At 26.7% G+C, this 13,833-nt stretch carries 17 protein-coding genes; 12 read left to right on the top strand and 5 right to left on the bottom strand.

What is annotated here, in order from left to right; all coding sequences use genetic code 11:
- Positions 1-15 precede the first annotated feature (15 nt).
- The 4 genes from AACT_RS09975 (at position 16) to AACT_RS09960 (ending at position 3,622) form a co-directional block, all read left to right on the top strand.
- Positions 16-324 carry a helix-turn-helix domain-containing protein gene (locus tag AACT_RS09975; protein ID WP_172126663.1) on the top strand — a complete coding sequence of 103 codons (309 nt, stop codon included), beginning with the start codon at positions 16-18 and terminating at the stop codon, positions 322-324.
- A complete protein-coding gene (locus tag AACT_RS09970; RefSeq protein ID WP_172126662.1) occupies positions 321-1,544 on the top strand; it encodes a type II toxin-antitoxin system HipA family toxin in 1,224 nt (407 codons plus the stop codon). The genes AACT_RS09975 and AACT_RS09970 overlap by 4 nt, the downstream gene beginning before the upstream one ends.
- 82 nt (positions 1,545-1,626) lie before the next feature.
- The gene (locus tag AACT_RS09965; RefSeq protein WP_172126661.1) at positions 1,627-2,043 is read left to right on the top strand and encodes a DUF3010 family protein; all 417 of its coding nucleotides are present in this window, start codon (positions 1,627-1,629) and stop codon (positions 2,041-2,043) included.
- Positions 2,044-2,236: 193 nt separating this feature from the next.
- Positions 2,237-3,622, top strand: a complete 1,386-nt coding sequence (locus AACT_RS09960) for a DEAD/DEAH box helicase (protein WP_172126660.1) — start codon at positions 2,237-2,239, stop codon at positions 3,620-3,622.
- Positions 3,623-3,625: 3 nt separating this feature from the next.
- Here the strand turns inward: AACT_RS09960 and AACT_RS15635 are convergent, their stop codons facing one another.
- The gene (locus tag AACT_RS15635; protein ID WP_272953544.1) at positions 3,626-3,748 is read right to left on the bottom strand and encodes a hypothetical protein; all 123 of its coding nucleotides are present in this window, start codon (positions 3,746-3,748) and stop codon (positions 3,626-3,628) included.
- Between the two features lie 103 nt (positions 3,749-3,851).
- Here AACT_RS15635 and blaOXA point away from each other — a divergent pair, with 103 nt between their 5' ends.
- From blaOXA to AACT_RS09940, 4 genes are read left to right on the top strand one after another with little or no spacing between them, the layout of a single operon-like run.
- Positions 3,852-4,646 (top strand): class D beta-lactamase, encoded by a 795-nt coding sequence (gene blaOXA / locus AACT_RS09955; RefSeq protein ID WP_172126659.1) that lies wholly within the window; start codon positions 3,852-3,854, stop codon positions 4,644-4,646.
- A complete protein-coding gene (locus tag AACT_RS09950; protein ID WP_172126658.1) occupies positions 4,643-5,509 on the top strand; it encodes an aldose 1-epimerase family protein in 867 nt (288 codons plus the stop codon). Before blaOXA ends, AACT_RS09950 begins: the two co-directional genes overlap by 4 nt.
- A 33-nt stretch (positions 5,510-5,542) precedes the next feature.
- Positions 5,543-5,719 carry a hypothetical protein gene (locus tag AACT_RS09945; protein ID WP_172126657.1) on the top strand — a complete coding sequence of 59 codons (177 nt, stop codon included), beginning with the start codon at positions 5,543-5,545 and terminating at the stop codon, positions 5,717-5,719.
- A gap of 3 nt (positions 5,720-5,722) precedes the next feature.
- On the top strand, positions 5,723-6,241 hold the full coding sequence (locus tag AACT_RS09940; protein WP_172128643.1) for an MOSC domain-containing protein: 519 nt from the start codon (positions 5,723-5,725) through the stop codon (positions 6,239-6,241).
- Positions 6,242-6,256: 15 nt separating this feature from the next.
- On the opposite strand, the gene AACT_RS09935 is transcribed toward AACT_RS09940, so the two are convergent.
- The gene (locus tag AACT_RS09935) at positions 6,257-6,577 is read right to left on the bottom strand and encodes a DUF6172 family protein (protein ID WP_172126656.1); all 321 of its coding nucleotides are present in this window, start codon (positions 6,575-6,577) and stop codon (positions 6,257-6,259) included.
- A gap of 159 nt (positions 6,578-6,736) precedes the next feature.
- Between AACT_RS09935 and AACT_RS09930 the strand changes: the two genes are divergently transcribed.
- On the top strand, positions 6,737-8,347 hold the full coding sequence (locus tag AACT_RS09930) for a cation:proton antiporter domain-containing protein (RefSeq protein WP_172126655.1): 1,611 nt from the start codon (positions 6,737-6,739) through the stop codon (positions 8,345-8,347).
- A 4-nt stretch (positions 8,348-8,351) separates the two neighbouring features.
- Here the strand turns inward: AACT_RS09930 and AACT_RS09925 are convergent, their stop codons facing one another.
- Positions 8,352-8,642: a hypothetical protein gene (locus AACT_RS09925; RefSeq protein WP_172126654.1), complete on the bottom strand. Its 291-nt coding sequence runs from the start codon at positions 8,640-8,642 to the stop codon at positions 8,352-8,354.
- Between the two features lie 88 nt (positions 8,643-8,730).
- Here AACT_RS09925 and AACT_RS09920 point away from each other — a divergent pair, with 88 nt between their 5' ends.
- Positions 8,731-9,369: a peptidoglycan recognition protein family protein gene (locus AACT_RS09920; protein ID WP_172126653.1), complete on the top strand. Its 639-nt coding sequence runs from the start codon at positions 8,731-8,733 to the stop codon at positions 9,367-9,369.
- Here the strand turns inward: AACT_RS09920 and AACT_RS09915 are convergent.
- Positions 9,357-10,136, bottom strand: a complete 780-nt coding sequence (locus AACT_RS09915; protein WP_172126652.1) for an RMD1 family protein — start codon at positions 10,134-10,136, stop codon at positions 9,357-9,359. The two genes, AACT_RS09920 and AACT_RS09915, sit on opposite strands and share 13 nt — an antisense overlap.
- A gap of 111 nt (positions 10,137-10,247) precedes the next feature.
- Here AACT_RS09915 and AACT_RS09910 point away from each other — a divergent pair, with 111 nt between their 5' ends.
- Positions 10,248-11,528, top strand: coding sequence for an MFS transporter (locus AACT_RS09910; RefSeq protein ID WP_172126651.1), 1,281 nt, complete (start codon positions 10,248-10,250; stop codon positions 11,526-11,528).
- Positions 11,512-13,509: a BCCT family transporter gene (locus tag AACT_RS09905; RefSeq protein WP_172126650.1), complete on the top strand. Its 1,998-nt coding sequence runs from the start codon at positions 11,512-11,514 to the stop codon at positions 13,507-13,509. The genes AACT_RS09910 and AACT_RS09905 overlap by 17 nt, the downstream gene beginning before the upstream one ends.
- Positions 13,510-13,548: 39 nt before the next feature.
- On the opposite strand, the gene AACT_RS09900 is transcribed toward AACT_RS09905, so the two are convergent.
- Positions 13,549-13,704 carry a hypothetical protein gene (locus AACT_RS09900; RefSeq protein WP_172126649.1) on the bottom strand — a complete coding sequence of 52 codons (156 nt, stop codon included), beginning with the start codon at positions 13,702-13,704 and terminating at the stop codon, positions 13,549-13,551.
- Positions 13,705-13,833 lie beyond the last annotated feature (129 nt).

Here is a 13,833-nt window from a genome sequence, read left to right as displayed (position 1 = left end):
TATTTTAGGACTAATATGTTAGCTATTAATATCTCAACACCAAAATCTATAATGCAAGATTTAAAAGATAAATTCAAACAAAAAAGATTATCTTTAAACTTAACTCAAGAAGGACTTTCCAACAAAAGTGCAGTAAGTCTTGGAAGTATAAAAAGGTTTGAATCAAGTGGAGAAATCTCTTTTGAATCTTTGCTCAAAGTTGCATTTGTATTGGATTGTTTAGATGATTTTCAAAATATAGCGAATAAAAAAGATGAACAATACGATTCTATGGATGATTTATTAAAAGTAAAACCTATGAAAAAAAGAGGAGCTATAAAATGATAAAAACAGTAAATGTATTTTTAAATCATTTTGATGACAAAATCTTTGTTGGAAAGTTAGCACTAAAAAATAGAAAAATATATTTTGAATATGATTTAGATTTTATTCAAAAAAATATAAATCTATCCCCTTATCTTTTGCCACTAAAAAAAGAGTTACAAGTTTGTAATGATAATGTTTTTGATGGTTTATTTGGAGTTTTTGCAGATAGTTTACCTGATGGTTGGGGAAAATTGCTTTTAGATAGACATCTTATGTCAAAAGGAATAAATTTTCACGATATTACACCACTTGATAGATTGTGTTATGTTGGAAAATATGGTATTGGAGCATTAAGCTATGAGCCAATATTTGAAGAGATAGAAACAAAAAATCAAGAAATAATTTTAGATGATTTAGCGAACTCTTCAATAAATATTTTAAATGGTTCTAGTTATGAACTTCTTGATACATTATTGGCTATTGGTGGAAGTAGTGCTGGAGCTAGACCAAAAATAATGACTCAACTAAACAATAAAAATGAAATACTCCATGGGAGCCAAAAATTAATAGAGGGTTTTGAACACTATATAATCAAATTCCCAAACTCAAATGATGGATTAAATATTGGGAAAATAGAGTATATTTACTCTTTAATGGCAAGAAAAGCAAATATTGAAATACCTGAAACAAGGTTACTAAAAGGTAAAAAAAATAACTATTTTGCAATAAAAAGATTTGATAGAATAAAAGATAATAGATTGCATATTCATAGTGTGGCAGGACTTACACATAGTGACTTTAGAATTCCCTCTCTTGATTATGATGATTTATTAACTTTATGTTTTCATCTAACAAAAGATATAAATGAAGTAAAAAAGCTTTTTAGATTAGCAGTTTTTAATCTTTTCACACACAATAGAGACGACCATGCAAAAAACTTCTCTTTTATGTTAGATGAAAAAAACTCTTGGAAACTAACTCCTGCTTATGATTTGACTTTTTCTTATGGAGTAGGAACTGAACATAGCACCACATATCTAAATGAAGGCAAAAATCCGAATATAAATCATCTTGAAAAACTTGCATTAAAGCATGGAATAAAAGAGTATAAACAGATAATTGATGAAGTAAAAAGTGCTATTTTAGAGTTTTCAAACCTTGCAAAAGATGTGGAACTTTCAAAAAATGAAACTGTAAATTTGGGCAAAATATTTAATGGATTAATTGGGAAAAATTAGATTTTCATTACAAAATGAAATAAAATCCAATTTAAAAAATAAAATCATATATAATTCAAAATATACAAAATAGGAGTATATTTTGAAAATATGTGCAATTGATTTAAAAGCAAATAATACAATTTTAGTAGTTTTAGAAAAGAACAATGAACAAATAAAATATTTAGATTTGAGAATAAAAAAAATAGAATTAGAAGATGATGAAATCCAAGAAAATATAATCACTTATTCTAAAGCAATTAATGATTTTCTACAAGAGAATCAAATAGAGCAAGTTCTTATCAAAAAAAGAGCTAAAAAAGGCGCTTTTTCAGGAGGTGCAAATACTTTTAAAGTAGAAGCCATCATTCAACTAAATAGCGTTTGTAAAGTTGAGTTAATTTCTGCTCAAACTATCAATGCCTTTGAGAAAAAAAACAATATTGAATTTCCCAGAAATTTAAAAAAATATCAAGAACAAGCATATTTAGCTGCTCTTGCTTTTCTGGAAAAACAGTGAAATAATCTAAATTAATTCAAAAATAGTTTTAATTTTACTAATTGTGCTATAATTACGTAATTTCAGCGTACATCGGTCTATGCCTGACTTCGTTTTTGTATCCACTTTACAACTCAACTAAACTCATATTATATAACCTAGATCGTAACTCAAGTTTACAGCTTTTGATAGGTTCATAAAAAACAAGGTACTTATGTCATTTTCAAACTTAGGTTTATGTGCGGAACTTTTACGTGCAATAAAAGAAGAGGGTTATACAACTCCAACACCTATCCAAGCAAAGTCAATTCCAGTAATTTTATCAAAAAAAGATGTTCTAGCAGGTGCTCAAACGGGTACTGGAAAAACAGCTGGTTTTACACTTCCATTATTACAAAGATTAAAAACTTCTTATAATAAAGATAAAAAATCTCATGTAAGAGCACTTATTTTAACTCCTACAAGAGAACTTGCAGCTCAAGTTGCAGCTAGTGTTGAAACATATGGGAAATATCTTCCTTTTAAATCAGCAGTTATTTTTGGAGGAGTTGGAATTAACCCTCAAATTGCACTTTTAAGAAAAGGTGTTGATATAGTTATTGCAACTCCTGGAAGACTTCTTGATTTAGTTTCTCAAAATTGTTTAGATTTAAGAAAAATAGAATTTTTTATTTTAGATGAAGCAGATAGAATGCTTGATATGGGATTTATAAACGATATTAAAAAAGTTCTTGCAATTCTCCCAAAAGAGAGACAAAATCTTCTTTTCTCAGCAACTTTTTCAGAAGATATTAAAAAACTAGCAGATAGTCTACTAAACTCACCTGTTTTAATAGAAGTTGCAACTGCAAATAGTACTTCTCATAAGGTTGAGCAAATTGTTCACCACGTTGATAGAGAAAGAAAAAAAGAGCTTTTACTTTATCTTGTAAATAAAAACAATTGGAAGCAAGTTTTAGTTTTCACAAGAACAAAACATGGAGCAAATAAACTAAGTGAAGCCCTTGTAAAAGATGGCATTACTTCAGCTGCTATTCATGGTAATAAATCACAAGGTGCAAGAACAAAAGCATTGGATGATTTTAAGTCAGGAAATGTAAGAGTATTGGTAGCCACTGATATTGCAGCTCGTGGTATTGATATAGACCAACTTCCCCATGTAATAAACTTTGAATTACCAAATATCGCAGAAGATTATGTACATAGAATTGGAAGAACTGGACGTGCTGGAAATACAGGTGATGCAATTTCTTTAGTTTGTGTAGATGAACATGATTACCTATTTGGAATAGAAAAATTAATTAAACAAAAAATTAAAAAAGTTGAAATATTAGGTTTTAAAGTAGATCCAAATATAAAAGCTGAACCAATTGGAAATAGAAGTAATAGAGGAAATGGTTCGAATCAAAACCGAACTGCAAAACCAAAAGATGCTTCAAGAAAACCATCTGGAAGAAAAAAAGAAGAAGCAGCTCCTTCAAAAAATAAAAATAGCAATAATAGAAACAGTGATAATAAATACGGAAGTAAAAATAGTAACCACGCTACAAATAATACTTCTAAAAATAGAAGAACTAATTCTGGTTTTAAAAATAACTAGATTTTAAAAATATGCAAGTAAAGTATGATGTTTATACAAAAATGACTTTACTTGTTTAAACGCTGAGTCAAAACTTTCTAAAATCTCATCTTGAAAACTTCTTTGTTTGTACATTGATGTTTGCATAATTTATCCTTTTATAAAGATTATATTTTATTTTATCGATATTTATAAAAATTATCAATATATTTTGTTAAAATTAAACAATAAAATTTTCAATGGAGTTTTAATGTCTATTAAAATCAACCTATCTAAAATTAAACTATTTTTATTCATAACTTTTGTTTTCAATTCATTTTTAATGGCAAGTGATAGTGACTTAGAAAATATTTTTAAAAATAAGAATATTGAAGGAACTCTTGTTTTAGAGTCTTTAAATACAAAAAAATTTTATATATATAATGAAAAAAGAGCTGAAACTCTTTTGAGTCCTGCTTCTACATTTAAAATTCCTCATACTTTAATGGCACTAAATGAAGGTGTAATTAGAGCAGATTCTATAATTTTTTGGGATAAAACTGACAAAGGAATGACCCCTTGGAATAAAGATCAAACTTTAGAGTCAGCGTTTAAATTATCATGTGTTTGGTGTTATAAAGAGTTTACTTTAAAAATTGCAGCTTCAAAATATAAAGAATATTTAGAAAAACTAAATTATGGAAATAAAGCTATTGGGCAAGATGTGAGTGATTTTTGGTTGGATGGATCTTTGAAAATCACTGCTTTTGAACAAGTTCATTTTTTAAAGAAGCTATATAAAAATGATTTACCTTTTGAAATAGAAAATATAAATACATTAAAAAATATTATGATAGAAGAAAAAAATGAGAATTTTATACTTAGAGCAAAAAGTGGGTGGAGTACAAGATTTGAGTCTGAAAGTGGTTGGTATGTTGGATATATCGAAACTAAAGATGATGTTTGGTTTTTTGCTACAAACATAATTACCCATGGAATGAAAGATTTGCCATTACGAAAAGAAATTACTATGGAAGCATTAAAAATAAAAGGAATAATAAATTGAATTTTCAAATAAAAAACACTCATATAGCAGCTCAAATTGACTCATTTGGAGCACAATTAAATAGCTTGAAAAAAACAGATGAAAACCTAGAATATATTTGGCAAGCCAATCCACAATATTGGAATCGTCATGCCCCGATACTTTTCCCAATAGTTGGAAGACTAAAAGATGATGAGTATTTTTATAAAGATAAAAAATATAATATGACTCAACATGGATTTGCAAGAGATTGTGAGTTTGAGCTTGTAAAAAAAGAAGATGATTACTTAAAGTTTAGGCTTCAAAGTAATGAAAAGAGTTTAGAAAAATATCCTTTTTTATTTGAACTAGATATCTCTTATGAGTTAGTAGAAAATAAATTAGTAATATCTTATGAAGTAAGAAATAAAACAAATGGTGAAATGCTTTTTTCCATAGGAGCTCATCCGGCTTTTAATTGGCCTTTAGATAATGAAGAAAAAAATGATGCTTATTTTAAATTTAATAATATTCAAAATACAAAAAGATATTTTTTAAATGATAAAGGTTTAGTTTATGATAATGCAGATTTAAAGATTATTGAAAATAAAATACCTTTAAGTGAAGAGTTATTTAAAGATGATGCTTTAGTTTTTAATGATTTATCTATTAAAACAATATCTTTTAAAAATATGAAAAATACAAAGAATATAAGATTAGAATTTGAAAAGTTCCCTTATTTAGGTCTTTGGTCAAAACCAAGTGGAGCGCCTTTTTTATGTATTGAACCTTGGTTTGGTGTTGCGGATAGCTTTGATTCTTCAAAAAATTTAGAAGATAAAAAAGGAATAATTACTTTACTAAAAGATGAGATCTTCTCTTCTTTTTATAGTATTGAAATTTAGAAAATCATAATTTTTTGAATAAGGCAGCTTTAAATGAATGAAAAAATCTCAAATGTTTTATATATAAAAGTTGGAAAAGTAAGTACAACAAAAATAGAAAATAAAAGAAGTGAATTAGTTTCAGGAATAAAAAAATATCCAGTTTTAAAAGCATATCTTACAAAAACTGGATTTAAAAATGATGAGCAAGGTGATTTGCTTCATCATTGAGGAATTAATAAAGCCTTATTTCTTTTTTCTGCCTTAACTTACAAAAAAATAAATTCTTTTTTTAATGATAGTTTTGAAATGACAGATATGGCATATTTTGGAGAGAATCTTATTTTATCAAATATTTGTGAAGAAGATATTTGTATTGGAGATATTTTAAAAATAGGGCAAACTAAAGTACAAATAACACAACCTAGACAGCCTTGTTGGAAATTAAGTGCTAATACAAATGAACAAGATATGACAAAAATTATTTTTGATAATGGATTAACTGGTTGGTATGCAAAAGTTTTAGAAGAAGGGTTTATTTGTCAAAATGATGAAGTTATTTTAGAAAAAAGAATTAATCCTACTTTAAATATAAATATATTAAATCAATTAATAATAAATCCAATGTTAGATGAAGCACTTACTTTTGAAGCTTTAAAATGTGAAGAATTAGGTAAGGCATTTTTTGAGTCATTATCTAAGAGATATAAATTAAAAGAGAAAGATGATCAGTTTTCATATTATCATACATAATGAAATAGAAGAAAATTAATCTTCTAATTCATCTTCATTTTCTTGACCTTTTTCTTTTGGCTTTCTAAATTCAGCACGTGCTACTAGTTCTAAAAAGAAACTATCAAGATTTTCACTAGCTGCTATGTCAATTGATTTTGTAATATCTACAAATCTGATTGTTACAGCTTCTTCTTCAGTTTTACCAAATTTACAATCAAAATTCCAGTAGTTACATTTTTCAGGTAATTTTTTACTTCTTTCTCTTTTGATATATTTTCTTACTTCATTTTTTATAGAATCAACTTGTCTATCTTTGTTTTTGTTTTCAACTATTAGTTGGAATGTTTTTTTCATATAAATCCTTTTGGGAATTATATCTAATTTATGTTTTATTTAAAAATTTTTTGCATTTTTATGAAAGAAGATTCATAGATTATATTTTATACAGTTAATTATAAAATAACCAAATCATTTTTTGATATAATTTTTATACATTTTATAAAAAAGAGAAATATGGAAAATATTTTACTAACGCTATTTTTAACTATTTTTATAGCTACAATCTTAAATATTATATTAAAAAAATTTGGCATTTCCCATATTATCGGATATATAATAACAGGTACTCTTATTAGTTATGGCTTTAATTTTAATGGTGTTGATATAGGTTCTTTAGAGCTTATTGCTGAATTTGGAATTGTATTTTTGATGTTTACAATTGGTCTTGAAATGAGCTTTGATAAAATTAAAAAAATGAAAGAAATTTTACTTTTAAATGGTTTTTTACAAGTAAGTGTTAGTGCTGTATTAATATATCTTGTGACTTTTTTTGTTTTTGATTTAGGGCTTGAAGTTTCACTTATAGTTTCTTTGGCTTTTTCTTTATCTTCAACTGCAATTGTTTTAACTTATTTAAAACAATCAAAGGATAATCATACTCCTTATGGTGAGAAATCAACAGCTATTTTGATTTTCCAAGATTTAGCTGTTATTCCTATTTTACTTTTAATTACATTTTTGACAAATGATACTTTATCTATAGGTGAAGTATTAGCTAAAACCTTTGTTCTAGCACTTGCAATTATATTTTTTATGTTTACAGTTGGAAAAAAGATTATCTCTTGGCTTTTAAAATTTGCATCAGATACAAGAATAGAGGAGTTATTTTTAGGGTCTGTTTTATCAATAGTTATAGGAACATCTCTTTTAGCTCATGAAGTTGGATTTACGTACTCTTTGGGAGCATTTATAGCAGGTATGATTATTTCTGATACAAACTTTAGTGTAAAAGTTGAATCTGATATTTCTAGTTATAAAGATCTTCTTTTAGGAGCATTTTTCTTTAGTGTAGGAACAAAAATAGATGCCTTATATTTTTTATATAATGTGCATATAATTTTGGTTATTTTTATAGCTATCATGCTTATTAAAGCTTTAGTTGTTTATGTAATTATTAGAAGAAAATCAGATAAAAGTACAGCTATTAAATCAGCTTTTGCCCTTTGTCAAGTTGGAGAATTTTCTTTTGCTATTTTTGCCTTAGCTTCACATAACAATCTGATTTCACATGAAATAGCAAGTTTTCTGATACTAATTTCAGTTTTATCTATGATATTAACACCATTTATAGTAAATAATATTTATAAAATTGCATCATATTTTGTTGTTGAGTTTTATGAATCTGATAAAATTACACCAATTAAAGCAAAAAATCATATTGTAATTTGTGGATTTTCCATTTTAGGAAGGGTAATTGCACGAGATTTAAGTGAAAGAAATATTCCTTTTGTAATAATTTCAGATGATTTAAGACATGTACTTCTTGGAAGAAAACTGGGATATATGGCATACTTTGGACACTTAGATAAGTTGCCTGTTTTGGAGTCTTTAAAAGTAGATGAGGCATCTAGTGTGATAATAACTGTTAGTGATACTCATATGAAAAGATTGATTTGTGAAGCAGTTTTAAAATTTCATAAGGAAGCTAATATCTTATTAAAAATTGAATCACTAGATGAAAAAGCTTTACTAAAAGATTTAAATATTAAAAAATTTGTTCATGCCCATTTTGAAGTAGGGCGTTTATTGGTGGAAGAGGCTTTAGTTAAGTTAGAAAATAAGTAGATTTCTAATCTTCTTGTTGCTCAAGTTCATGTCCATGTGCATGCTCATCTATGTTTTGCATAATATAATCATAAATTCTTTGATATTCACTATCTGGCATTTTGTCTTCTTCTATAACTGCTAAAATATTTTGTAATTCAACTAAAAATGACTCCATTTCTTCTATTGCTAATACATCATCAGGAGTTTGTGAATTTGTTTCTAAAAGTTTAAATAAATCTTCTAAATAATTTTCAACTTCAGGAATCATAGTGTTTTCCACTAAATCTTTTAAATTTTCTTTTATATTTTGCATAAGCTTCCTTTTTATTTGTACTATATTATATAGTTTTATTCATTTAATTAACAAATGAAATTCACAAAAAATCTGTTACAATTGCACTATGAAAAAATTTTTACTAATATTATCCCTTTTTATTTATGCAAATTCTATTGAAATTAAACAAATGCCTTTAAATTTTACACAAAAAAGAATTGATTTAACAAAAGAATATATAAAAAACTCTTATGGCTTAGATGTTGAGAATATATATATAGTTCCTAAAGTTATTGTTATTCATCATACTGCAATGGATGATTTAAAAGAATCATATGATAGATTTAACTCAGAGACTTTAACAGCTGATAGAAACTACATAATGAAAGCTGGGAACTTAAATGTATCAGCACATTTTTTAGTAGATTTTGATGGGAGTATTTATGCTTTAATGCCAGAAACTTATATGGCAAGACATGTAATAGGTTTAAATCTTTCAAGTATTGGAATAGAAAATATTGGTGGCAATAAAAAAGAGTTAACACAAGAGCAACTAAAAGCAAATATAGAGTTAGTTAAATATTTAAAAGAAAAGTATAAAACTATTGAATATCTAATTGGTCATTATGAATATACAAAGTTTGAAAATCATCCTTTATTTTTAGAAAGAGATGCTAAATATAGAACTATAAAACATGACCCAGCTGTATGGTTTATGGAAAGTTTAAGAAGTAACTTTCCTGATTTGAACTCCTACCAAAAGTGATCTTTAAGATTTATAACTATTTCAAAAGCAATTAAAATAATAATTATCCATTCTAAAAAAGATGAATATCTATGCTTTTGTTCATCTCCTAAAACATGCAACAGTTCTTGAATAATTTCAACTTTTTTATTTAAAACTTCTACTCTAGATTTAATATCTAAATATTTAATCATTTTTTCATATTGATTTTCATATTCAGGATATTCCCAGAAAAACTCAGGAGTATCAAGTAAATCATAATGTAAATTTATTTTACTTTTTACTAAAAATAATTCTCCAATTTTCTTAGAAATCTCTTTTTTTGTTAATTTTATTTTTCCTGTTTGTGCTAATTGTAAAGGAATATTTGAATTATTTTCAATACTTGTTTGTACCTCTTTTTCAAATTGATCTAATTTTACATTTTGAGATAAAGCTTGAGAAATTGCTATTTTTGATATAGATGACAAATCATTTAAATAAATTGTGTCAAAGTTTATTTTGAATTCGCTTTCAAATGTATAATTTAATTCTTCAATAAATGGAATTTCAAAACTATTTACTTGAAAGTTTTTTATAAAATCCATAAAAAATTTTATATTTTCAAATTCTACATTCCAAGAAATTAGAACACCATAGTTAAATAATATTATTTCTTGATTTTCTTTTATATTTATAATAATTGCATCTTTTATAATATTACATTTATATCGTTCCTCTATACTTTTAAATACCTCTTTTTCAAATTTCTCACAAGTTAAATAAGATATTAATTTTTTTACATTCATGATTTTTCCCATATTATATTTTGTTATTATTATATAATAATATGATTACTTTAAAGAAACAAAAATATAATTAACAGTAAAAATTAAGACAAAATATGTTATTTTGGGCATATGAATGACAATACAAACACACACTCGTACATAGAAAAATTTTCACTAAGTCCTATTTCTTCTTTATTTTTTGCAATAGCATTTTTAGCAATTGGTTATGGAATGATACTTACTTATGTTGGAGTTTATCTAAAAGAATTAGGTTTAAATGATGCAATAATTGGTCTTATTAATGCTTCGTTTTTTTTAGGAGCAATTGGCTCATCTATTTTTAGTCAAAAGATTATATCTTCTGTTGGGCATATTAGAAGTTTTGCTACATTTGCATCTTTGATGGTTATCTCATTTTTAGTTCAAGCTTTGTTTTTTAATGAGTACCTTTGGGCTATATTACGTTTTATTTCAGGTTTTGCATTTTATGCATTACTTATAATATTAGAAAGTTGGTTAAATGAAAAGTCTAGCCAAACTCATAGGGGAAAAATACTTGCTATTTATACAATTATCTTTTATCTAGCAACTGCAGTGGGGCAACTTTTTTTAAATATAAAAGGGGATACTACTTATATTATTTTTATTTTAGGCTCAGTATTAATACTTTTTTCTGTTTTATTTATATCAATGACAAAGATTAAAGAGCCTATTTTAAAACCTTTTGAAAAATATAGTTTCCCGAAGCTTTTTTCAGTGGTACCTTTGGCATTAATGGGCAGTTTTATTGGTGGTTTTTTAGTTGGTGGATTTTTTACAATGATACCTATATATTTAATTCAAAAATATTCTTCTATTGAAATGCTCTCTTTATTTATGGCTTGCTCTATTATTGGAGGTCTTATCTCTCAATGGCCAATAGGACTATTATCTGATAAGTATGGAAGAAGAAAACTTCTTGCTTACAATGGCTTTTATATAGCTCTTATTTCTACATTATTTATTTTTGTTTTATCTTATGAGAATATGATTTATGTATTAGGAGTTTTATTAGGTTTTAGTATTTTCTCAATCTATCCCTTAGCACTTGCAAGAGCTAATGATGTTGTAGATGAAAATAAAGATATAGTTGAAATTAGTAGAGCACTTTTATTTACTTATGGATTAGGATCATTTCTTGCTCCAATAATATTAGGATTTGGACTTTATTACTATAGTGAATTTATTTTTGTCATTTTTGCAATATTAGGTGTTTTTTTAGGTTTCTATTCACTATCTAAAAAACGAATTGCAGATGATGATATGAGTGTGTTTGTAAATATTCCCGTGGCTTCAGGAAGTGTGGTTTTAGAACTAGACTTAGAACAAAATTTAGAAAATGAAAAGGAAAATAATGAGTCAAGAAATTAAGACAACGATCTTAAAACCAGTATTTATACCATCTGTATTATTTATAGTAATATTAGTGGTCTTTACGATGATAATGCCCCAAGTTGCAAGCGAGGTTTTTAGTACAGTTAAAAACTTTGTAGCAGAAAAATTTGGTTGGCTTTATATGTTAAGTGTAGGAATTTTTACACTATTTGTACTATTTTTAGCAATCTCTCCCTTTGGAAAGTTTAGATTAGGCCCTGATCAATCAAAACCTGCATATTCAAATCTTTCTTGGTTTGCTATGCTTTTTTCAGCTGGAATGGGAATAGGGCTTATGTTTTGGGGTGTTGCAGAACCTGTAATGCATTATGTATCACCTCCTGTTGGAACAGCTGAAAGTATAGAATCAGCTAAGATGGCTATGAATATAGTATTTTTTCACTGGGGACTACATGCTTGGGGAATTTATGCTGTTGTTGGTTTAGTATTAGCATATTTTTCTTTTAGACATGGCTTACCATTATCTATTAGATCTGCGTTATATCCTTTAATAGGAGATAAAATATATGGTGGAATTGGACATAGTGTTGATACCATTGCCGTTTTAGGAACAGTTTTTGGAGTTGCAACTTCTCTTGGATTTGGTGTTTTACAAGTGAATTCAGGATTAAATTATCTTTTTGATATTCCTGTTGATATTACAAATCAAATAATTTTAATAGCTATTATTACAGCACTTGCAACAATTTCAGTTGTTTTAGGTCTTGATGGTGGAATTAAAAGATTATCAGAGTTAAATCTTTATTTAGCTGGTTTTTTAGTACTATTTATTTTTTTAGCTGGTCCTACATTTTTTTTATTAAATGCATTTATTCAAAATATAGGTTCTTATTTATCAAATGTTGTATTTATGACTTTTAATCAATATGCTTATGATAAAACTTCATGGATTAGTTCATGGACTTTATTTTATTGGGCTTGGTGGATTGCTTGGGCTCCTTTTGTTGGGATGTTTATAGCTCGTGTATCAAGAGGTAGAACAATCAGAGAGTTCGTAATTGGAGTTTTATTTGTTCCTGTTGGATTTACATTTTTATGGATGACTGTGTTTGGAAATAGTGCATTAGATGCAATTATGAATGATGGTTTTACTATGTTATCAACAGCTGTTTCAGCTGATGTTTCAACAGCTTTATTTAAATTTTTAGAGCATTTCCCATTTGCAAGTATTACTTCAATAATAGCAATTATTTTAGTTGTTACATTTTTTGTTACATCATCAGATTCAGGATCGCTTGTAGTTGATACAATAGCATCAGGTGGGAAAGATAATAATCCAGTTTGGCAAAGAATTTTTTGGGCAGTTACTCAAGGTATTGTTGCAATTGCTTTATTACTTGCAGGTGGTTTAGGAGCTTTACAATCAGCTTCAATTATTATAGCTTTACCTTTTGCTATTGTTATGTTAATTGCTTGTTGGGGGCTGTATAAAGCACTTAATCTTGAAACAATTAGAAATGAAAGTTTAAGACACCATATGAATGCAGGTCGTCATGGAAAAATTAGTGGAACATGGAAAGTAAGACTTAATAGAATTATTGAGTTTCCTAAAGTTGAAGAAACAAAAAGATTTATTAATGAAGATGTTCTTACAGCAATGCAAGCTGTAAAAGAAGAGCTTAATAATTACTCATGGAACGTAGATATTTCAAATGATAAAGCAAGTGCAATTTCTGTTATTAGAGTTGAGCATTCAAATGATTTTGACTTTATTTATGAAGTACGTGCTAGAAATTATGATACTCCAAGTTATGCTTATCCTGAGTCTGTAAATCCTACTAAAGAGCAAAAAAAATACGCTCGAGCAGAGGTTTACTTACAAGATGGAAATAAAGCTTATGATATTTATGGTTATGATGAAGATGCAATTGTGATTGATATTATCGATCAATTTGAAAAACATAGACACTTCTTACATAATACATCAACACTTAACCCTGTAGTTCCTATCGATTAGAAAACTATATTATTAGAAGTCATTTTTTGGCTTCTAATTTCACTTACTTATTATTTCCATAATCTTTTTTTGCTCTTCATATTTACAATTTGTTATATCTTTTTTACTATGTGAGTTTTTAAAACAGTTTAGTGTTTGAGATAAAAGGTTTATTCTTTCATATAATCTTTTTGCTTTGGCTATTTTTATATTCATTTCATATTTATTAATTAAACTTTTCTGTTCTTTTGCAAGTGCATTTAACTTGAAATCATTTGAAAATAAACTTGTAGATAATAATAAATAGATAATTATTTTATTGATTATTTAATCCTTGTCATGGAA

It is taken from the genome of Arcobacter acticola, assembly GCF_013177675.1.
Classification (GTDB): domain Bacteria; phylum Campylobacterota; class Campylobacteria; order Campylobacterales; family Arcobacteraceae; genus Aliarcobacter; species Aliarcobacter acticola.
The sequence above is the reverse complement of the archived record's forward strand: the minus strand, read 5'-3'. Positions and strand labels throughout refer to the sequence as shown.